This is a genomic window from Nostoc cf. commune SO-36 (genome assembly GCF_023734775.1).
GTDB classification, from domain to species: Bacteria; Cyanobacteriota; Cyanobacteriia; order Cyanobacteriales; family Nostocaceae; genus Nostoc; species Nostoc commune_A.
The window spans coordinates 1,647,215-1,668,209 of sequence record NZ_AP025732.1 but is presented as its reverse complement, the minus strand read 5'-3'; the positions used below and the strand labels follow the sequence as shown (position 1 = coordinate 1,668,209).

The 20,995-nt window shown below is 41.4% G+C and carries 14 protein-coding genes and 1 pseudogene; 5 read left to right on the top strand and 10 right to left on the bottom strand.

Annotation, left to right across the window (positions count from 1 at the left end; genetic code table 11):
* Window positions 1–75 precede the first annotated feature (75 nt).
* Complete coding sequence (locus ANSO36C_RS07280) at window positions 76–1,293, bottom strand: ABC transporter permease (protein ID WP_251958989.1); 1,218 nt, start codon at window positions 1,291–1,293, stop codon at window positions 76–78.
* 29 nt (window positions 1,294–1,322) lie between these two features.
* On the bottom strand, window positions 1,323–2,783 hold the full coding sequence (locus ANSO36C_RS07275; RefSeq protein WP_251958988.1) for an efflux RND transporter periplasmic adaptor subunit: 1,461 nt from the start codon (window positions 2,781–2,783) through the stop codon (window positions 1,323–1,325).
* A gap of 555 nt (window positions 2,784–3,338) precedes the next feature.
* Here ANSO36C_RS07275 and ANSO36C_RS07270 point away from each other — a divergent pair.
* Together ANSO36C_RS07270 and ANSO36C_RS07265 are read left to right on the top strand one after the other, a co-directional pair.
* Entirely contained in the window at window positions 3,339–4,319 is a 981-nt protein-coding gene (locus tag ANSO36C_RS07270) for an aldo/keto reductase (protein ID WP_251958987.1), read from the top strand.
* An 88-nt stretch (window positions 4,320–4,407) separates the two neighbouring features.
* Window positions 4,408–5,109: a DUF547 domain-containing protein gene (locus ANSO36C_RS07265; RefSeq protein WP_251958986.1), complete on the top strand. Its 702-nt coding sequence runs from the start codon at window positions 4,408–4,410 to the stop codon at window positions 5,107–5,109.
* Here ANSO36C_RS07265 and ANSO36C_RS07260 read toward each other — a convergent pair.
* From ANSO36C_RS07260 to ANSO36C_RS07250, 3 genes are all read right to left on the bottom strand, one after another.
* Window positions 5,094–5,849: a TIGR04283 family arsenosugar biosynthesis glycosyltransferase gene (locus ANSO36C_RS07260; RefSeq protein WP_251958985.1), complete on the bottom strand. Its 756-nt coding sequence runs from the start codon at window positions 5,847–5,849 to the stop codon at window positions 5,094–5,096. The two genes, ANSO36C_RS07265 and ANSO36C_RS07260, sit on opposite strands and share 16 nt — an antisense overlap.
* A gap of 269 nt (window positions 5,850–6,118) precedes the next feature.
* Window positions 6,119–6,715 carry an IS630 family transposase gene (locus tag ANSO36C_RS07255; protein ID WP_251955950.1) on the bottom strand — a complete coding sequence of 199 codons (597 nt, stop codon included), beginning with the start codon at window positions 6,713–6,715 and terminating at the stop codon, window positions 6,119–6,121.
* A complete protein-coding gene (locus ANSO36C_RS07250) occupies window positions 6,673–7,065 on the bottom strand; it encodes a helix-turn-helix domain-containing protein (RefSeq protein WP_251955951.1) in 393 nt (130 codons plus the stop codon). The genes ANSO36C_RS07255 and ANSO36C_RS07250 overlap by 43 nt, the downstream gene beginning before the upstream one ends.
* Window positions 7,066–7,153: 88 nt before the next feature.
* On the opposite strand from ANSO36C_RS07250, the gene ANSO36C_RS07245 reads away from it, so the two are divergent.
* Both ANSO36C_RS07245 and ANSO36C_RS07240 read left to right on the top strand, forming a co-directional pair.
* Window positions 7,154–7,324: a helix-turn-helix domain-containing protein gene (locus ANSO36C_RS07245; RefSeq protein ID WP_251958984.1), complete on the top strand. Its 171-nt coding sequence runs from the start codon at window positions 7,154–7,156 to the stop codon at window positions 7,322–7,324.
* Window positions 7,325–7,423: 99 nt separating this feature from the next.
* Complete coding sequence (locus tag ANSO36C_RS07240; protein WP_251958983.1) at window positions 7,424–7,744, top strand: hypothetical protein; 321 nt, start codon at window positions 7,424–7,426, stop codon at window positions 7,742–7,744.
* On the opposite strand, the pseudogene ANSO36C_RS07235 reads toward ANSO36C_RS07240, so the two are convergent.
* Window positions 7,730–8,870 (bottom strand): annotated as a pseudogene (locus tag ANSO36C_RS07235) (IS630 family transposase). The gene ANSO36C_RS07240 and the pseudogene ANSO36C_RS07235 overlap by 15 nt on opposite strands.
* A gap of 94 nt (window positions 8,871–8,964) precedes the next feature.
* On the opposite strand from ANSO36C_RS07235, the gene ANSO36C_RS07230 reads away from it, so the two are divergent.
* Window positions 8,965–9,501: an RNA-guided endonuclease InsQ/TnpB family protein gene (locus ANSO36C_RS07230; protein WP_251960270.1), complete on the top strand. Its 537-nt coding sequence runs from the start codon at window positions 8,965–8,967 to the stop codon at window positions 9,499–9,501.
* A gap of 380 nt (window positions 9,502–9,881) precedes the next feature.
* Here the strand turns inward: ANSO36C_RS07230 and ANSO36C_RS07225 are convergent, their stop codons facing one another.
* From ANSO36C_RS07225 to ANSO36C_RS07210, 4 genes are all read right to left on the bottom strand, one after another.
* Entirely contained in the window at window positions 9,882–10,340 is a 459-nt protein-coding gene (locus ANSO36C_RS07225; protein WP_251958982.1) for a rhodanese-like domain-containing protein, read from the bottom strand.
* 63 nt (window positions 10,341–10,403) lie between these two features.
* Window positions 10,404–12,989: a GAF domain-containing protein gene (locus ANSO36C_RS07220; RefSeq protein WP_251958981.1), complete on the bottom strand. Its 2,586-nt coding sequence runs from the start codon at window positions 12,987–12,989 to the stop codon at window positions 10,404–10,406.
* A gap of 754 nt (window positions 12,990–13,743) precedes the next feature.
* Window positions 13,744–18,000 (bottom strand): GAF domain-containing protein, encoded by a 4,257-nt coding sequence (locus ANSO36C_RS07215; protein ID WP_251958980.1) that lies wholly within the window; start codon window positions 17,998–18,000, stop codon window positions 13,744–13,746.
* A gap of 97 nt (window positions 18,001–18,097) precedes the next feature.
* Window positions 18,098–20,860: an AAA family ATPase gene (locus tag ANSO36C_RS07210; RefSeq protein WP_251958979.1), complete on the bottom strand. Its 2,763-nt coding sequence runs from the start codon at window positions 20,858–20,860 to the stop codon at window positions 18,098–18,100.
* Between the last annotated feature and the right edge of the window lie 135 nt (window positions 20,861–20,995).

The window sequence follows — 20,995 nt, the reverse complement described above, 5'->3', positions numbered from 1 at the left end:
TGTCAGCTAAATCTGGAGAAGGAACAGAGTTTTTAATTAAAATTCCTACCAGTGCTTAAATACCACTCAGCAACACTAAGCACTTCTTAACGCCACAATGGGATCGAGTTTAGCAGCGCGACGTGCAGGAACAACACCAAAAAATAACCCAATACCGCCAGAGACACCAACTGCCATCGTAATTGCTACAGGAGAAAGGCTTGCTTCTAAAGGAGTCAATGCTCCCACTAACAGAATGCCACTGATACCAACCGCAGTCCCAACTAAACCACCGGCTGCGGAAACTATTACTGCCTCAATGATGAACTGTAGCAAAATATCTTGCTCAGTTGCCCCGATCGCTTTCCTTAATCCGATTTCTTGGGTGCGTTCGGTGACGGAGACAAGCATAATATTCATGATGCCTATGCCGCCGACAAACAGCGATATGGCTGCGATCGCTGCTAACATAATTGTCAATGCACCTGTAATTTGACCGACAGTTTGCAAGGCATCTTTCTGAGTGCGAATGGTAAAGTCGTCTTCACCGTTAATTTTGTGTCGTAAACGCAGCAAATTCGTAATTTGAAACTCTGCTGCATCCACACTATCTGAATCACGAGCCGCAGCAACCATATAATCTAAGGCGATGCCATAAGGAGAATTTTTTCCTACAAGTCGGTTTGCTGAAGTCGTAATCGGTATTAAAGCAGCATCATCATAATCTGCTCCCACGCTGGAACCTTTAGCGGTTAACGTGCCAATCACTTGAAAGCTGGTATTTCCAACTCGTAATTGCTGCCCTAGAGGGTTACTGTTACCAAATAGTTTTTCTGCCAAGTCGCCACCTAATACAACGACTTGGTTATTTCGCTTGATGTCTACCTCGCTAAAAAACCTGCCTTTAGCAGTTTCAAAATCCCGCACCGAGAGGAAGCTAGGAGTTGTACCAATAATGTTGACATCAGTGTTTCTGTTGCGGTATGTAACCACCTGTCTTCTATTTAACTCTGGTGCAACCCCTATTACACTTGGTACTTGAGAAGCGATCGCTTCGGCATCTTGCAACACCAAAGTTTTTGGTACTTCAAAGGAGATGCGCTGAGTTTCTTGATTACCTGGCAGTACAAATAGCACATTTGGCCCTAATGACTCCAGTTGTTTATTGACGTATTTTTGCCCCCCTTCACCAATACCAATCATAGCAATCACTGAGGCGTTGCCAATAACTATACCCAACATAGTGAGGGCGCTACGCAACTTATTTGATAGCAGGGTTTTGCCCGCCATTTGAACACTTTCTAAAAAATTCATGTCTTAATAATTACGAATTACGAATTATTTTATTCCTTAGACTTTTCAATTTTGTAGTCTTTGGGTGGGTTAATAAATATGCGATCGCCTTCTTTAACTCCCCCTAAAATCTGAGTTTGGTTTTGGATTTGTGCCCCAATTGTAATTTCACGGAACTGGGGTTTATTCTTGGCATCTGGGACGAGTACACCAGTTTTACCTTTTTCGGTGACAATTGACACCGTTGGTAATACTAAAGCATTGTTAACGCGATCGCCCAAAAAGGTCAGATCCACATTTAAGCCAGAACGTAGTTTATCTATGCCAGTATCGAGAGCAACCCGCACCTGGAAGGATGTCACACCTTGTTCTATCACTGCTTCGGGAGCAATCAGGCGTACACGACCTTTAAAAACTTGATCTGGATAGGCATCAGCGACAATTTCCACCTCCTGTCCCGGTTTAATTCTGCCAATATCGGCTTCGGGGACTTGGGCTAATATTTCTAAACCGCGTGCTACGGCAACAATAGAACTAGAAGTTGCCGATGCACTAGTAGAAGCAGAAGTTGTCGGTGTAACAAACGCGCCAGGATCGGCATACTTTTGCGTCACAATTCCCGAAAGAGGAGCGCGAATAATAGTCTCATCTAACTGCACTTGCACACCCTTCAATTGGGCTTCGGCCGCCGCAACTGCTGCTTGACGCTGCACAATTTGCTCAGAACGGGTGCCATCTTCTAACAGTACTAACGCTGCTCGTGCTTCATTTACAGCCGCTTGGCGTTGGTCGATTTCCTCAGTCCGAGTGCCACTTTGGACTAACGAGAATCGTTTTTTAGCTTCTTCTAAATTCGCTCTAGCACTTTTGTCTTCGCTGAGAGCTTGATCAAATAATTGTTTTTTCTCTGCTCCCTGTTGATATAGGTATTGGTAGCGTTTTACCTGTTCGGTGGTGTAATTCACCCTTGCTTGAGCCGCATCCACTTGAGATTGAGATTGAGCAATCTCTTGGGGACGATTACCAGCTTTGGCTGCGGCTAACTGGGCTTGAGCTTGCGCTAACCGCGCTCTCGCTTGAGCAATTTCTTGAGGACGACTACCAGCAACGGCTTCGGCAAGTTGTGCTTGACTTTGGGCTAAGTTAGCACGGTACTGGCTCCTTTGGGCTTCAATGCTAGCACTATCCATGCGGGCGAGAATTTGCCCTTGTTGAATGCGATCGCCTTGTTCCACATATAATTGCGATAGCACTCCAGGGTTTTTCGGACTAATATTTACGCTCTGAACTGGCACGACTTTACCACTAGCTGTAATCCGCAAAGTAACGTTTTGCGCTGTCACTGGTACAGTTAATTGGGCAATATCTTCTTTATTTGCCCCTTGATTTACCAAGGTGTAAGTTGTTACTGTACCCACAACCAAAGCACCACTTGCCATTACCCCCATCAGCCAGCGTAATGGATACTTAATTTTTTTGCCAATAATAGGAATTTCTATGTACGTAGCCATATCTAAAAACCTATGAATCTTGCTTTATGGGTGTAGTCTGAGTTATATAACGATGTCCCTCAAATTGCTCATAGTAAAAGTATTCCACTCCACCAAAGCAGCATTTTTGCTCCTCTCTTGGCTTACACCGAAGGTTGAGGAGGGCGGTATCCTGGGGAATTATACTTACTTGAGCGGACATAAATATTAAATACCTAGTGGACAAATACGGAGTTTTAAAATTTTTGGATTAATTTTTATTAGTAAAATAACAACTAGAGGCATAATTAGCTTCATCGTTGCTTAATCTTACTTTATAATACGTAACCTCTGAGTGTATGTCCTCACCTGAATGGGTGACTTTAGCCATTAATAGGGTTGTGCAGACTGGGGGCTAGGTACTGGCGAGCAGAGAAGATTTGAATTTTGAGTGATTACTGATAATAAAATTTATCAAACAGAATTAAAATTGGTATTAATAAATACTTCTAATAGTAGATGACTTAGTAATAGGGAAAGGGATAATGCTGAGAGACGTATTATTTTCATACCAATTACTGACTAGGAAATTATTTTATGAAAACCAGAAAACTAGGGAAACTTGGGTTAGAGGTTTCAAATATCGGACTTGGTTGCATGGGAATGTCTGAGTTTTATAGTGGGCGTGATGAAACTGAAGCGATCGCCACAATTCATCGAGCATTAGAACTTGGGGTGAATTTTCTGGATACTGCTGATATGTATGGCCCCTTTACTAATGAGCAACTAGTAGGCAGAGCAATTAAAGATCGCCGAGATCAAGTAGTTTTAGCAACCAAATTTGGCAATGTCCGCACTGAAGATGGTGGTTTTAAAGGAGTTAGCGGCAAACCAGAATATGTCCAGACAGCTTGTGATGCCTCACTAAAACGTCTGGGAGTTGAGGTGATTGATCTTTATTATCAACATCGTGTAGATCCAACCGTACCCATTGAAGATACTGTCGGGGCGATGGCAGAGTTAGTGCAGCAAGGAAAAGTGCGTTATTTAGGACTTTCTGAAGCTGCTCCGGCGACGATTAGACGGGCTGTAAAAGTTCACCCCATTAGTGCCCTGCAAACAGAATACTCGCTTTGGAGTCGAGAACCAGAGGATGAAATTTTACCAACTGTACGGGAATTAGGAATTGGGTTTGTTCCTTATAGCCCATTAGGAAGAGGATTTTTATCAGGTGCGATCGCTACCCCTGACGATCTTGCACCTGATGACTATCGCCGAAATTCTCCTCGCTTTCAAGGTGAGAATTTTTATAAAAACCTACAATTAGTAGAACAAGTCAAAGCGATCGCTAGCGAAAAAGGAGTAACTGCTAGTCAACTTGCACTAGCATGGCTTTTGGCTCAAGGAGAAGATATTGTGCCAATTCCTGGTACAAAACGCCGTACTTACTTGGAGGAGAATATTGCAGCTACCGAAATTACCCTGACTGAAAAAGATTTGAATCAACTAGAAGCAGTTGCACCCAAAAATGTGGCAGCTGGCGATCGCTACCCTGACATGAGTACTGTTAATCGTTGATGCTGTCGCATATTACATCTTAACCCCAACGTATTGGGTTATGAGTTTGATGATATAAAACAACCGTTAGCATCTCAACACAACGATAATGATTGATTTTGAACCCTGGGATAGATTGTTGCGTCAGTATGTTGATGGAGACGGTCGTGTAAACTATTTTGCTTGGAAAACGGAGCAACCTCAAGCGATCGCCAATTGGTTATCGAGTCAAAAAAATCTGGATTTTAAGTCTAATTCCAACAATTTTGAGCAATTGGCATTGTGGATTAACCTTTACAATGCTTTCACCATTTCGACAATTTTGGAGAGATACCCGCTTGAGTCAATTCGTCCGTTAATCTTAGGTATTCCCAACTGGCTGGCTTTTTTGTGGTTCTTCCAACGCCGTGCCTACTATATATTTGACAAACGCTACAGTTTAGCCGAAATAGAAAACCAGATTCTGCGGGAAAATTTACAGGAGCCACGAATTCATTTTGCAATTGTCTGCGCTTCGGTTGGTTGCCCGTTACTGCGTGCTGGAGCTTATTTTCCTGAACAAGTTACCCAGCAGTTAGATGAAGATACCCGGCGCTTTATTAACAATCCTGAAAAAGTCCGTTATGACTCAGATAAAAAAACGCTCTACTGTAGCAAAATTTTTAAATGGTATCGTCAAGACTTTCTCAAAATTAAATCTTCCATTCCAGAATATATCCGTTCCTACCTAGAAATAGACTTGCCAATAAATGCATCAACGCCAATTTCCTATTTGTACTATGACTGGAACCTGAATCAGCGAATATCTTGATAAAATTGTTTGAGATAATTTGCATCAACACCAATTCCCCACAAAAACCCAATGTAAAGGTAAATTGCATTTGCTTTAAAGCTACCCCATTTTGCTACGCGACGATCTGAAGAGTGAACAATACGATTCACCTGATGAATACGTCCTTTTTTAACCAATTTTAAACATAAATCTCCGTCCTCCATAATCGGCAATGCCTCATCAAATCCACTGCAATCCCAAAAGTCAGTGCGACGACAAAACATTACCTGATCTCCAAACAACAAACGCAATCCTCGAAAAAACAGGTGAGGTTTAAATAGTAGTGGTGCGTAATAAGTTTTTAGATAATTGTGTAGAGAGATACCCCAGCGAGTTGTTTGAGATCCACTCATCAGAGAAATGAACCCTCCACAAGCAATGGTTGGCTCTCCCAGAGTTTTGTTAATGATGGTAATTAGGTCATCTGGCACCCAAGTGTCTGCATGCAAAAAGCAAAGAATATCTCCAGTTGCAGCCGATGCACCATAATTCATTTGAATAGAACGCCCACGCCGCTCACATGAGACAACTTGTACATATAGAGACTGATTGAATGATCCAAAACCTTGCTTTGCAACAGCTAGTGTCTGATCTTCGCTGCCACTATCTACTACTATCACCTCAAAAGGAGGCGGATTAAGTAAAGTCAATTGGCGCAATGTGCGCCCCAAGCTGGCTGCTTCATTTAAAGTCGGAATGACGATCGAAACTTGAGACATGGAGCTTAAGTAGTTTTATCGTTGCTTTTATTTTACTTGCTCAACGTTGATGGGCTTTAATCCAAAGAAAAATTGGGCAATGTTTAGCTTGAAACAGCAAGAAGCCTCACACTTCTGCTTCGCGGTAAGTGTTGAGATGAATTGCGCGTGAGTTGACGACAGTTCTGTGACCAAATTCTTCCGCAGGAAGAACAGGGAGCAGAACATGGAGGAAACGAACAAATCTTCTCTACGAGACGCTGCGCGATGTGTTACAGCACTTCCCGGTGTTATGAGGTACAATAGCAACAATTAGTAAACCAGTTTTTTAAATGTTGAGGATTCATTAAGTCGAGTGCAACTGAGATTACTGTATCAACCATTTCTGTTGTAGTTGGAGCAAAACTGCGTAAAAAAGATTTGAGTTGTGACCACCATAACTCGATTGGATTAAAATCAGGAGAGTATGAGGATAAACAAATAACTTTCGCACCTACAGCTTCAATCATTGGTACAATTGATGCTAGTTTATGGGCAGGTAAGTTATCCATGACGACTACTGCTCCTGTCCATAAATTAGGCGCTAAAAACTTCTCAATGAATACATCAAATGCTTGGCTATCCATTGAGTTATTCATCGTCATTAACGCCACTACTTTTTTAATACTAATTGCTCCAATTACTGTGACTTTTGCACCTCTATAAAATGGTTTTTGGTCGTAAGCTCTTGTTCCTTGTTGCGAACGCGCATGAGTTCTTGCCAGACCTAATAAAACTCCTGTCTCATCTAGGAATACTAAGTTATCTGGATCTATATCTCTGACCTGTTCCCAATATTCTACTCTTAGTTTTTGAACTCTTTCTGTTGCTGCTTGACTACTCCGCAATGTTTTTTTTTACGATTTAATCCTAATTTTTGTAAGGCACGACACATTGCACTTCGACCTACCCAATTACCAGTTTTGTCTGCAAATAATTCACACAACTCTATCAATGTTGCATCTGGATGTGCTTCAACTAATTCTCTTAACTCTATGTCAGCATTTGTCAGATGACTAAATTGTGGTTTTCCTCGCGGCTTTGGTTGTAAATTTCCTTCAAGTTTTTGTTGTTTTACAAGCTTTTGCACTAAACTCTTTGAGACAGAAAATATGTTAGCTACTTTCCTGATTGAGATATTTTTTTGAATATGTGCTGCAACTATTTTTTCTCGAAGCTCGATAGAGTATGACTTCATTTAAAAGTATTTATATTTTAACCTAGTGTACCTTATAACAGGCGGAAGCGCTGTATACTCTTTTATAGCAAACGTAGTTTACTCTAAAATGTTAAAGGTCGTCAAAGTCAGGTTATATCCAGATGTCCAACAACAGCAGTCTCTAGCTCAGGCTTTTGGCTCTTGCCGTTGGTTGTGGAATTATTGCTTGAATTTGATGAACCAAACATATAAAGAGACTGGCAAGGGTTTATCTGGATACGCAGTAACAAAAAGATAATTCCTCAGCTAAAGAAAGAGTATGAGTGGCTATCGCTGACTTATTCGCAATGTTTGCAGCAAGTTTGCTTGAATCTCGGTGTGGCTTTCAACAACTTCTTTGAAAAAAGAGCTAAGTACCCTAGATTCAAATCAAAGCACGGCAAGCAGTCAATACAGTATCCTCAGGAATGTTAAAATTGCTGACAATTACTTAAGTCTCCCCAAGATAGGTGACGTATCAGCAATAATTCATAGACCTGTTGAGGGGAAAGTTAAGACTGTAACCATATCCAAAAACTGCTCTAATCAATACTTTGCGGCAATTCTGTTTGATGATGGCAAAGATTTGCCTAGTTCAACTACAGAAGGCAAGGCTGTAGGTATTGATTTGGGGTTAACTCACTTTGCTATTACTAGTAGTCTGTCAAGAACTAATTGACGGATAAAGTCGCTTCAATTTGATTCGGGCATCTTCAGTAGTAAATTGCCAATCAACTTTACAGCAGAGTTCATTTCTACGTTTTTCCCAGGCAGCAATTTCCTGTTTTAAAACATCTTTGTCAGCAATACGCCGGGTCTTGTGCATTGTCGGTTTAAAACGCTCAACTCAATTTCCGCCATATTTAACCAACTTCCATGTTTAGGCGTATGGTGGAACTGAATTTTGTCAAGAATACGTCTGGCTTCATTTGGTAGAAATGCCTTGTAAAGAGAGGCTCTAACGTGAGTGTTTAAGTTATCTTGAGCAAGTTGAATTTTTTGAGCGTGGGGATAGCATTCGTCAACCAAATATTTGATCTGTTGAGCGTAGTCAATTTGGGTACGTTGGTCTGTCACTTCTACGTGCCTCCACCCAACCAAAGGCTCAAACATCATAAATAGATTGCAAACCCCTTCCCTTTGATATTCATAGTCATAGCGTTCAACTTGTCCCGGTTCTGCTAGCAGAGGTTTTCTAACTTCTGAAATTAATTGCTTTGAGCTTTCATCAAAGCACACCAATGGATAATCAGGGTTATATGGTCGTGTATATAATTCCAGGATGTCTTCCATTTGGCAAACGAACTCAGCATTAGCTACTGGTGGAATAACCCAAGATTCCTTCAACCAAGGCTCAATCTCGTTTTTTTTAGAACTTGTCGGACACTTTCATGGGAAATACTCTCTACATATCCCAATGCCACTATCTGGTCTGCTAATAACCGTAATGTCCAACGACTACATCCGTAGGGTGGACTACTGCAAACTGTCGCTACCAAATAAGCTTCTGCTTCACCATCTAACTTTGGCCATTTCAACGAATGTCGCACACGAGGTACAAGAGCATTCTCTAAACTTTCTTCCACAAATCTTTGTCGCACACGCTCAATAGTTCTGGTGCTGATATTGAAAACATCACTGATAGACTGATCTTTCCATCCGCCATCAGGATGATTCACATCTGCCTTCAGCAGTATATGAGCGTGATTGATTTTGGCAGCAGCGGCTTTACCTGTTCTGGTTAATTGTTCTAGACTTTGGCGCTCTTCATTAGTCAGAGATACAATGTATCTTTTTGCAGGCATAGACCTTATAAAATATTAAAAATACATCTTCTAGTATCCGTCAAAATGTCTTTGACAGACTACTAGTGATGGCTCAAAGTTTGATAATCCTAGAATACTCAACAAGCATGAAAAGAATCTAAAGCTCAAACAGCAACAGCTATCTAGAAAACAGAAACGATCTAACAACCGTATTAAATCTAGAAATATTGTTGCTAGAGTCCACAGAAAAATAACTAACTGCCGTGAGGATTTTCTACACAAGCTATCGCGTAGGATAGTCAACGAAAACCAAGTGATTGTGGTTGAAAATCTCAATATTAAAGGCATGATGCAAAACCACTGTCTAGCTAAATCTATTCATCAGGTTGGATGGGGGATGTTTTGCACGATGCTGAAATACAAGGCAGAAGGGGAAGGAAAAATATATCAAGAAGTTGATAGATTCTTTCCTAGTTCAAAAACCTGTCATGTGTGCTTGAATCAAGTTGGTAGTTTACCTCTAGATATAAGATTTTGGACTTGTGAAAAGTGCCAAACTAAGCATGATAGGGATGTGAACGCAAGTATTAACCTCAGAGACGAGGGACTACGGATTTTGACCTCTGGGACGGGGGATAAAAGCCTGTTGTCCAGATGTAAGTCGAAGTAAGGGAGGACGCAAGAAATCCACTACTACGCTTTCTGTTGGACAGGAAGCCTACACTGCATGCGTTGGCGGAAGCCTCTCGTAGAGAAGCATCAGTGTAGGTAGTTCACGCGCTTGATCAATATTTCATACACAGCACTTCACTGAAAGTTCTTAAGTTGAAAGGAAAGATTGAAGTTCCCAATCGCCTTTGGTTATCACCAAAAAACTTGGGTCTGACGCGAAGAGTGTGTCGCAGACAAGCCCCGTGCTTCACGCAATGCTTTAAAGTAACTCGTCAAGGAGTAATGAGTAATGAGTGGATGAAAAATGGGTATTTACTTATTACTTATTACTTATACTCATTACTCCTTCTTAAGAGCGCCTTTAGGTCGGTGAGTATGTCACTCCTGAGCATGGTAAGTATGTTTTAGCAGTTTTCCCCATATTGCATTATAAGGATGTACAACCTGTGCCCGATGGTCGTTTTTAAAGATGGGTCTGCCTTCATTTGCCCACTGAAAAATCCCACCTCTTAAGTTATGAATGCACTTCATCCCAGCTTTGTCAAGCTGCTGGGCTAATTTTGCGCTCCGGTAGCCAACGGCACAGTAGACAACAATTTTTCTATCTTTTGAAATTGCTGAAAGTGATGCTAGGTCAGGTGTTAGAGGATCTATATGTACTGCTGTTTCGATATGGCTGACTGCATACTCTGTCTGACTTCGTGCATCTAGCAGTAATGGCCGGGGCTTTTCAGAATCTAACAGTAAGTTAGCTAATTCCTGGCTGGTAATTTCCTCAACAGTAGGAAACAGAAATCTGAGCAGAAGTTTAAGAAGGTTAAAAGTGAGTGATTGCACTTGTGAAGATACTCTCTTGTTGGCAATTTGTCTGATGTTGGAAGAATATCCTAAGAACGTTACTTATTTTTCCTGAAACGTCCAGACTCCTTCATCCCAATCTGATTCTGTTGGGGGTGATTGTAACCAATGCTGACAACGTAACAGATGTAACATAGCAGCTTTATCATGGCTATCTGCTGCCAAAACTTTGGCAAACTCGGCTCTAGCAAGAGAAAACTGCCGCTTGAGGTAATACTCGCGCCCTTTATGATAATGCTCAATTACTTGCAATTTTTCGCTTTCAATCGCATTGGAACGCAAACCCAGTAATTCATATATAGCTACTGGTTCGTTCCTACCCTTGACACGAATGTAATCTAGTTCCCTAGCCCAAATATTATCTTGGCATGGTTTAAAAGTATTATGGCTAATAATAATATCGCAACCATACTGTTTACTGACACCTTCTAATCGAGAGCCAAGATTAACGCCATCGCCAATGGCGGTAAATTCCATGCGCTTACTAGAGCCAATATTCCCACTAATCACGGTATCTGAGTTGATGCCAATGCCAATTTTAATTTTGGGCTTATCATCTGTATAGCGACGTTGATTAAAGTCGTGCAGACGATCGCGCATTTCTAAGGATGTCTGCACTGCCATCCAAGCGTGTTCTTGCAATGGTAGAGGAGAACCAAAGACAGCCATGATGGCATCGCCGATGTATTTGTCAAGAGTGCCTTTATGTTTAAAGACAGCCTCCACCATTGATTCAAAATATTCATTGAGCATACTCACCACTTCTTCTGCTTCCAAGTTTTCTGTCAAAGTGGTGTAGCCGCGAATATCGGAAAATAATATCGAAACTTCTTTGCGATCGCCTCCTAGTTTAGCATCATCTAATTTCAGCAATTCTTCGGCTAATTCCTGGGTCATGTAGCGGTACATCGTACTCTTGAGCCGCTTTTCATCACTGATGTCTTCCATGACTACCAGCGCCCCCCGGACTTGCTCGTTGTCGCTAGCATCAGCAATTGTGTTAATCGATAAATTAATGCTGTGCTGTTCTGTACCAGTAGTTACGAGTGTGCGATCAGGGTAATATTGCTGGCGGCCTTTTAAGTCAACTGCATGTAAAGCATCCTGATACCACTTGCTAAAGTCACCTTCTTTGATGCCAATGACATCATTAACTAATTTACCTTCTAAACGGTCATCTACTCCCAATCCTAGCAAACGTTGGGCGCTTTCATTAGCGGCAATAATTAATCCAGTTTTATCAGTGGAAACCACTCCATTGGAAAGACTACGCAGAATATCTCGTTGCATTTGTTCTTGTTGCTTGACTGTGGCAAACAACTGGGCATTATGTAATGCTACTCCCGCTTGAATATTAAAAGCTTCCATAAATTCTTCATCGTTGCGGTCAAAGCTAGCTTGGAAGCAGTCGGGAGCTTTCGGCCAAGCAGCTGGGTTATAAGCCGGAAAATCACCAGTTTTCTTTTTATTTACGAGTTGGGTAACGCCAATCAGTTGTTGATCGGCGTTAAAAACTGGCATACAAAGTAAGCTACAGGTGCGATAGCCATTTTGCTGGTCGAGTTGTTTGGCGGTATCTGAGTCAGGATCGTCGTACAAATCAAAGGCAATATTCAGTTTTTTGCCAGAAGCCGCTACTATCCCAGCAAAACCTTTACCTACAGGGACTCGCAACTCTTTGGTTGAACCATCATCCTGAGTAATTTTCGTCCACAATTCATGGCGATCGCGGTCTATTAACCATAGTGTACTGCGATCGGCATTCATCAATTCTTTGGCTTCATCCATGACCCGTTTCAGGGTGTCTTCTAAGTCGAGACTGCTTTGAGAGAGGGACTTGATCGCCTTCATCAACGCCGCCACTGCTCTTTGTTTTTGGGTGGCTACATAAAAAGAGCGCGAGGACTCTAAAATCAAGCGAATCGAAGGGGCAAATTCTTGAAATAATTGTTCGTCAGCCCAGATAAAACCTTTAGTATCAATGCGTTCTGCAAGTGGAGCATTGTGATTATTCCCAGATTTTAATTTATTCAGTAATTGTACTACTGCAACTAATTGCCCATGTTCATTTAACAACGGCAAAGCCAGCATGGTGTAGGTGCGGTAGCCAGTTCTTTTTTCTTGTTCTTGGGCAAAATGCGATCGCGGATCGTTATAAAAATCAAAGGGAATATTGATAACTTCCTTGAAGGTAGCGACTTCCCCAGCAATTCCTTTATCGGCCGGGATACGAATTTCTAAAGAGCGACCACCCTCACCCTCAGCCAGAATCGACCAGAGTTCTTGTTTTTCTTCATCCAATAAAAATATCGTTGTCCGGTCTGCCCCCAGTAATTCTCCGGTTTTTAAGGTAATCGAATGCAACATTTCTTGCAGAAGAGTTTCAAACCCCTGAGAATCCAGCATTGACAGGGTTTGATGGACAATCTGTAATTTTTGCTCGACATCCTGAACGACTTGTTTAAAAGTATCCTGAGTCAGGGGAGCAAGAAACGTAGAAAAATTTCCTTGTCTTGTGGCAAGGGCACCCACAGGAGCAGAATTTGCTGGTAATTCGCGGTTTTCTTGGTTTTGAACGCCAATAATCAAATCGGCGGTCTCCCCACAACTTGCTTGATACGCTGACATAAGTGGTATTTTATATAGCAGGATGAGATTTTAGATTTAACAATTAAATTTATGTAAGTGGTGTTAAAAGCAACATATAGATTTGACATTATCCATAGTTTAATCGCTTGTTTAGCCAGCGTCATCCTACAAATCAGGGCGGAAGTTGATTCCCAGCAAGCATGTTTTAACCAGAACCCCTTCGCACTGGCGGATACAGATGATTAATAGAGGGTCAGACCCCTCATTTAAACGATAAAACAATGTTTTCCACAGCTGGCAGGCTACTATAATCACCCCCCTTGTAAAGCTACGGTGTACACACAAGTCTGAAGTTGTTCAAGAATCTGGGTTTTACACCACCTCAATACCAATTCACAATTCGCAATTCGCAATGGGCTAACGCCCCGCTCCGCTAACGTAATGGGCTACGCTAACGTAATTAAAAAACTTAAATACAGTAATTCTTTCAAGGTTTACATTTGTATCAGATTTTTCGTGAAATGGTATAACCACTGCTTGAATTCAATAAACGACCACCCGAATTCAATAAACGACCACCCGAATTCAATAAACGACCACCCGAATTCAATAAACGACCACCCGAATTCAATAAACGACTACCCGAATTCAATAAACGACTACCCGAATTCAATAAACGACCACCCGAATTCAATAAACGACCACCCGAATTCAATAAACGACCACCCGAATTCAATATATTTATTGCATAAATTCTGTCATTGCGAGCGTTTTTTTACTTGGAGTACGCTTACTAAAAACTTTTCATTAATGATGCGATCGCTTTCACCAATTCTTCTGGATCTACGGGTTTGGAAATATGCTGTTGAAATCCGGCAGCGATCGCTTGTTGATGATCTATTTCAGCAGCATAAGCAGTTAAAGCGATCGCGGGAATTGTCCCACCTTGCTCTGGTTTGAGACTCCTAATCTGTCGCATCAGCATATAGCCATCCATTTCTGGCATCCCAATATCGCTGATAATCAGATTTGGCTGGGATTGACTCAGTGCAGTTAATGCTTCACTAGCTGAGGCGACAATGGTAACAGTTGCACCATACTGCTCTAGCATAAAGGGCAAAAACTCTCGCATATCTGCATCATCATCTACCACGAGAATCTCTAAGCCAGCTAGGGGCGAGGACTGAGCCGCCACGAGTAAGGAGTTATCTTTTGTATCCTTGATTCCTTTGCTTTCATTCTGTAAGCAGGGAAATCTAACGGTGAAAGTTGCTCCCTTACCTTCGCCCAAACTTTCTGCTTGAACAGTCCCCCCGTGAAGTTCTACGAGATGGCGGACGATCGCTAATCCTAAACCTAAACCGCCAAATTTTCGAGTTGTAGCACCATCTGCTTGACGGAAATAATCAAAGACATAAGGTAAAAACTCAGGTGCAATCCCTTTTCCTGTGTCAGTGATGCAGATTAGGATCTGTGAACCAACTTGCTCTAATTTAATTTTTACCTCTCCCCCGCTAGGAGTAAACTTAATAGCATTGGAAAGAATATTCCAAAAGACTTGTTGCAAGCGATTGGCATCGCCTAAAACTTGACCGACACCAGATTCAGACAATTTTTGAATCTGGATAGATTTAGCCTCCGCCGATAAACGCACTGTTTCAATGGCAGCTTCGATGACTGATAGCAAATAAATCCGGCCGAAGTTGAGACTAAGTTTACCCTGAAGGATGCGGGAGACATCCAGCAAATCTTCAATCAATTGAGTTTGTAACTTGGCATTGCGCTCAATGGTTTCTAGGGCGCGATCGCTTGTTGCTTGGTCAAGTTTGCGACTCCGCATCAGTTTTGCCCAACCCAGAATCGGATTGAGCGGTGTTCGCAATTCATGAGACAGCACAGCTAAAAATTCATCTTTAACGCGGTTTGCAGCTTCCGCAGCGCTTCGTGCGGTTCGTTCGGCTTCATAAAGATGGGCGCGAGCGATCGCTTGGGCGCATTGTTGAGCAACAGCCAAGATAAATGCTTGATCTTCAGCACTAAGTAGTTGAGGCTGGGCAAATCCTAAAGATATACCGCCAACTGCCCAACCTTCTACCATTAATGGAATAGAAATCCAGGCTTCAAAGTCATATTGGGCGTACATTTGGCCCAAATGGGGGTAACGAGCTATCCGATTTTCTGTTGATTCAGCCCAAACAGGTTGCCCAGTCCGCACAGCTTCTGCTAAAGGATAGGGTGAATCGATGGCAAAATGCCGCCAAGCCTCCACCAAATCTTGCTTATAACCAACCGCCCGCACAATTTCCAGTTCAGTTTTAGTTTCATTCAGCAAGGCGACGAGGGCAGAACTGGCTCCCAAGGCAGCCATGCTCTGCTCTACAATGACTTCAGATACTTGGGCTGGTGTTAGGGATTCTGAAAGGGCAGCTGTGATCGACTGGAGACGGGCAATGCGCTCTAATGCTCTTTCTGCTGTTTTTTGTGCTTGCTGCGCTTCTTGGTAAAGGCGGGCATTATCGATCGCGATCGCAGCTCGATGGGCAACATCTTCTGCTAATGACAAGTCAGCCGTGCTGTAACGACGCTCTGATTCAGCAGTAATAAACGAAATAGTACCTAAAATCCGTTCCCGTGCGATCAAGGGCAATATTATACAGGACTTTAAACCTAGTTCCCGCAGAATCCTGAGATATTCTGCATCGGGGATTGCTGCTGCTAGGGCTGCATCTGAAATTTCAGCTACCATTTCTGCAAGCCCTGTACGCAGAACTTTAGCCACACCTTCAGGTGCATCCAAATTTCTTGGATAACGCTGATGAAGTTCCCAGCCGAGTTTCACTTTCTCTGGATCTTGGTGAGCAACTGCTACGCGATGAATTGATTGGTTATTTTGCAGCAAGTCAACGGCACACCAATCGGCAAAGTAAGGCACAACTAAATTCGCCACACTTGCTAATGTGCTTTCGTAATCGAGGGAAGAAGCGAGAGTTGCACTGACTTGAGCCAAAAATGTTGCCCGTTGTTGATCGGCTTCTGCTTCCAAACGGGCGGTTTGCTCTTCAATCAGTTGGATACGTTCGGCATCAGATTGTTTACGATCTGTAATATCAAGCACAACACCAGTCATGTGTGTGGCAATACCCGCTTCGTTGAAAAAGGCTTTTCCCCGACAGGCTGCGTAGCGGATACTGCCATCATCTTGAATAATTCGATATTCTAAATCATGTTCCACGCCTTCGTTAATTGCTCGACTCAACGATTGAGCCAGCAATTCTCGATCATCTGAATGCAGGCGAGCCAAAATTGCTTCGGAAGTGCCAGCAAAGGTTTCGGATGTTAACCCAAATAGTTGATAAATCTGCTCATCCCAATCAAAGCGATCGTTGATAATATCCCAACTCCAAACACCGATTTTGGCAGATTTTAACGCCAGGTTTAGTTGCTCTTGGCTGTTTTCTAAACTTTGGTAAAGACGAGCATTCTCTAGAGAAATGGCAATTTGAACTGTCAATATTTCTAGGACGGAAAGTTTTTCTTGTGTAAAGGCACTAGAGATGAGATTGTTTTCTAAATATAAAATACCAAGTAATTGCGACTGATGGATGATCGGCAAACAAAGTACAGATTTAGGTTGCTTTTGAATTACATACTCGTCTTTGGAAAACAGATTTTGCTCAGTAGCATTCTGCAAAATCACCGTTTCTTGAGTTCGCTGAACATAATTCAGTATTGATTGCGGAATAAGCTGTGAAATTTCATACTTTAATACAGGAAGAGAAACATTAAGCTTTTCTACTTGGGGATTAACCTTAGCTTCTACTTCAATTACTAAATTTTGCTCATGTTCCAGCAACAAATAACCGATTTCTGCTCCCGCTTGCTCAATCACGATTTGCATTAATGTTTTCAGCAACCGCGAAAAAACAATTTCACTAGATATGCTTTGAGATGCTTTAACTACTGACAAAAAGTCTAATTGTTCCCCTGTGGTGAAAAACGTTCCATTAGAGACAAGCTGTTGTTGTGGTAATAGCTGAGGATAGGATTCTTCAAGGTGCTTGACTTTAGCAGATGCTTGCCAGCGTACATAAGCGTTTTTCGCTTCTTGCAAGTAGGTTTTGGCAATTAATTCAAACTCTCGCTCCAAGTAAAACTTAGCCCCTATTTCATAAGCTAAAGCTTCATATTGCACAAATCCCTGCTCACGAGATGAAGCAATTGATTGCTCATACAGACGCATTGCTTCTAAATCCTGACCTTCAATTCGAGCTATTTCAGCAGCTACTAATTGAGACTTGTGTAAAAAGTTTGCCGGGCAGTGATTAGCCCAGTATTCCAATTGCTGCTGATGGGCTTTTAGGGTTCCTAAAAAACGTTTTTGCTCTTGAGCAGATCCTGTTGAATAAAGAGCCGTGAGAGTCAGTGAATAATATAAAATATAATCTGTTTCAATTGGTAATGCCAGCGTTGTAACTGGCAAATTAGATAATATTAAGGCAGAATTAAGCGCATCTGTATACCGCGTATAAGTAAAAAAGATAATTAATTTAATAATGTGATAAAAAATAATTCCACTGACAAAACCTGCATTTGTAATTACAGATAAAGCGCATAATTCATCAAAATTATCATCACTTAAAGTCAGATTTTGGTGAGTTAGTCCGCGCAGATTCATCAGTAGCATTTGCTGTAATCTAATTGTCTGATAAACAGCCTCATATTTCGACTGGCGGGCAAATGCGGTGTATTTTTCTAGAGATTTATATGTATCTGTCAGTGGATATCCTAACTGGATAATTTGCCACGAGGCTTGATAGCCGTTATAGTTTGCCATTGTTACATCACCGGCTTCCACACAGCCGATAAATCCCCGCTCTAAAAAGGGAATATCCGTAGCAATATGGTTACGCCAAACGTTGATATGGCTTCCATGAATGTGTAAAACAACTCCTCTAAGTTTGGAATCGTTTAACTTTTCATTCAATTGAATTGTCATCTCAGAAAATGCGTAACCTGTAGGTATATCATGGAAGATAGAAACTAACAGCATAGCGTACATACTGTAAGCAAAACATGAATCTTCCGTATTACCAAACTTGAGCGAGTAGTTAACAGCTTTAAGTACGACTAACGGAAAAAGATCCGGTCTACCGAGATAAGTTTGGTGGGCCTAAAGTCGTCAACAGACTAATCAATATCTTAATATTTGGATCTTCGATCACCGGAGCATTAATTAAATCAGAGACTTGTCTATCACATAAATTTATTAATACCTGGGTTTTCTCAATTGCGATCAGCGCTTCACTGCTTCGCTTCGCGATCGCACCTTGCACTTCATCATTTATATCAGGGAATATCACCCCAAAAAGTTTTAAAGCTTCTAATCCCAATTTCAGCGCATCTTCATATCTACCTACAACTTGGTAGAGTCTGATTTGTAGTGTATAAATATTAGATTTATCTATATTAGATTTTGCTTTCAGCATTAGTAGCTCAAACAATTCTTCCGCTTGCTCTAAATTACCTGTTAAAAATTCACACTCAGCCAATTCTCTAAATAAACTAAATGTCTGCTCATATTGTTCAATCCAGGTATTTTCAGCCAAAAGATTCATGGCAACTCTAAAAAATCTTTTAGCAGGAGTGTAGGCTGTGGAAGATTTTGCTTTTTTAGCAGCAATTAAATTCAATTGCGCCAATTCATCTTTTTCTGTTTGTTCAATAATTAGATCCACTGCGAGATTGAGTTGATTCACTAAATTAAAAACTTGCTCGGTCACTTCTTCAGGACTTGCATTTCTCAGCAAAAGTTGCCCAATCTTCAGGTGAACAGCCGATTTTGATTCATCGGCAATTAGGGCATAAGCAGCTTGTTGAACTCGGTCATGGTAGAAACGATAGTTTTTATCCACACTTTCATCTGACTCAATGGGGATAATTAATCCTCTTAAAATTGCTTCAAGAAGTGCATTTGCCGTTTCTTCAAAAGATTGTTCGCCAACAAGTGCCAAAACTTCTAAATTAAAGCGATTACCGATGCAGGAGGCTAATTTAAGCACCTGTTGAGTTGCTATTGGTAATTTTTGCATCCGCCCAATCATCAGACTGACAATATTATCTGTAATACCTTGAGCTTCAATCTCAGCTAGATCCCATTGCCACCCCCCTTTTCTCAGGGGATCAAAATTCAGCAGATTCTCTTGATGTAATGTTTTGAAAAATTCATTGACAAAGAAAGGATTACCGTCAGTTTTTTGAAAAATCAATTGAGCCAGTGGTTTTACTTGTTCTACTGAACTATGTAAGGTATCAGCAATCAACTGATTTACATAGGCGAGATTCAACGGGGCAAGGATAATTTCAGTCGTTATTGCTCCATATTGGCGAACCTTCTCTATCATCAAATTGAAGGGATGCACAATATCTACTTCGTTATCTCGATATGCCAAAATGAAGCAGAGATACTGGATGTTAGAGCTAGTAATAATAGTTTGAATTAAATTCAAAGTAGCGGTGTCTGCCCACTGCATATCATCTAAAAAAACAGTGAGTGGATGCTCTTTTTGAGCAAAGACGCTGATAAAATTTTCAAACACCAAATTGAATCGGTTTTGAGATTCAGCAGGCCCTAACTCTGGTATAGGATGCTGTTCTCCAACGATTAATTCAACTTCGGGAATTACATCAACGATTAGTCTACCATTGTTGCCTAATGCTGCTTGTATTCGCTTTTTCCAAGTAGTAAGTTTATCTTCGGGCTGCGTTAAAATTTGTCGAGTCAGTGTTTGAAAAGCTTGAACAATGGTGGAATAAGGAATATCTCGTTTGTACTGATCAAATTTACCAAAGATAAAAAAGCCGCGTTCTCTAACAATGGGCTTGTGAATCTCCTTCACAAGAGTTGATTTACCAACGCCAGCATAGCCAGAAACTAACACGAGTTCTGGTTTGCCTTGATTAACAACTCGCTCAAATGCTTGTAGAAGCTTGGCAATTTCTGGTTCTCGCCCATACAACTTTTGAGGAATTTGAAAACGCTCTGAGATATCTTGCTGACCCAAAATAAAGGATTGGATTTGTCCGGTTGTTTCCAATTGCTTTAAGCATCTTTCCAAATCAAATTGCAAACCTAAAGCGCTCTGATACCTCTGTTCTGCAACCTTCGACAACAATTTGATGATAATCTCACAGAGGATTTGGGGAATATCAGAGTTCAGCTTTGCCGGGGATGGCGGAGATTTGGCGATATGGCAATGTACCCACTCTAAAGGATCTTTGCCTTGAAATGGTAGCTGGCCTGTGAGCATCTCATAAAAGGTAACTCCTAGAGAATACAAATCGCTACGATGGTCAATTCCTCGATTCATCCGCCCGGTTTGCTCAGGTGACAAATAAGGTAAACTGCCTTCAATACGACTGGAACTGCTAACTATTTGCTGCTGGTAGGGAATGAAGGCAGCAATTCCAAAATCGGCAATTTTGACCTGATTAGTTTCGAGATTAACTAAGATATTTTGCGGCTTAATATCCTTGTGGACAATTTGATGAGTGTGGATTTGCGCGAGTCTGCTGGTGATTTCAATGGCAATCTTCAGAAACGGAACAGGCTGTTGAAATTGGTCTAAGAATTGGTCGAGCGATCGCGCCTGAAAATCCTCCATAATTAAATAAGGGATTCCCTTATGCATCTCTAAGGCGTAAACTTTGACTGCGGCGGTGGTATTTAACCTTTGAGCGATCGCATACTCATGTTTAAGTTGTTCAATATTATTGGGTGTACACTGTTCTTTCCGTAGCCCTTTAATAATTACCGGACACTCATCTTTAACCTTGATTCCACGGTATATGACTGCTTTTACCCCTGCTTTTAACAAAGTGACAATTTTAAATCCGGGTAATGCAATCATCATGCCAAATACTCCAGCCGTGCTTCTTCAAGGATAATCCGAGCTTAATTGTATTTTAGATACATTTCCTTGGACAGATGAAATTTAGATAATATCAGGTTCAGATAATTAGTTCTCCTGACTCAAAAACAAAAAATA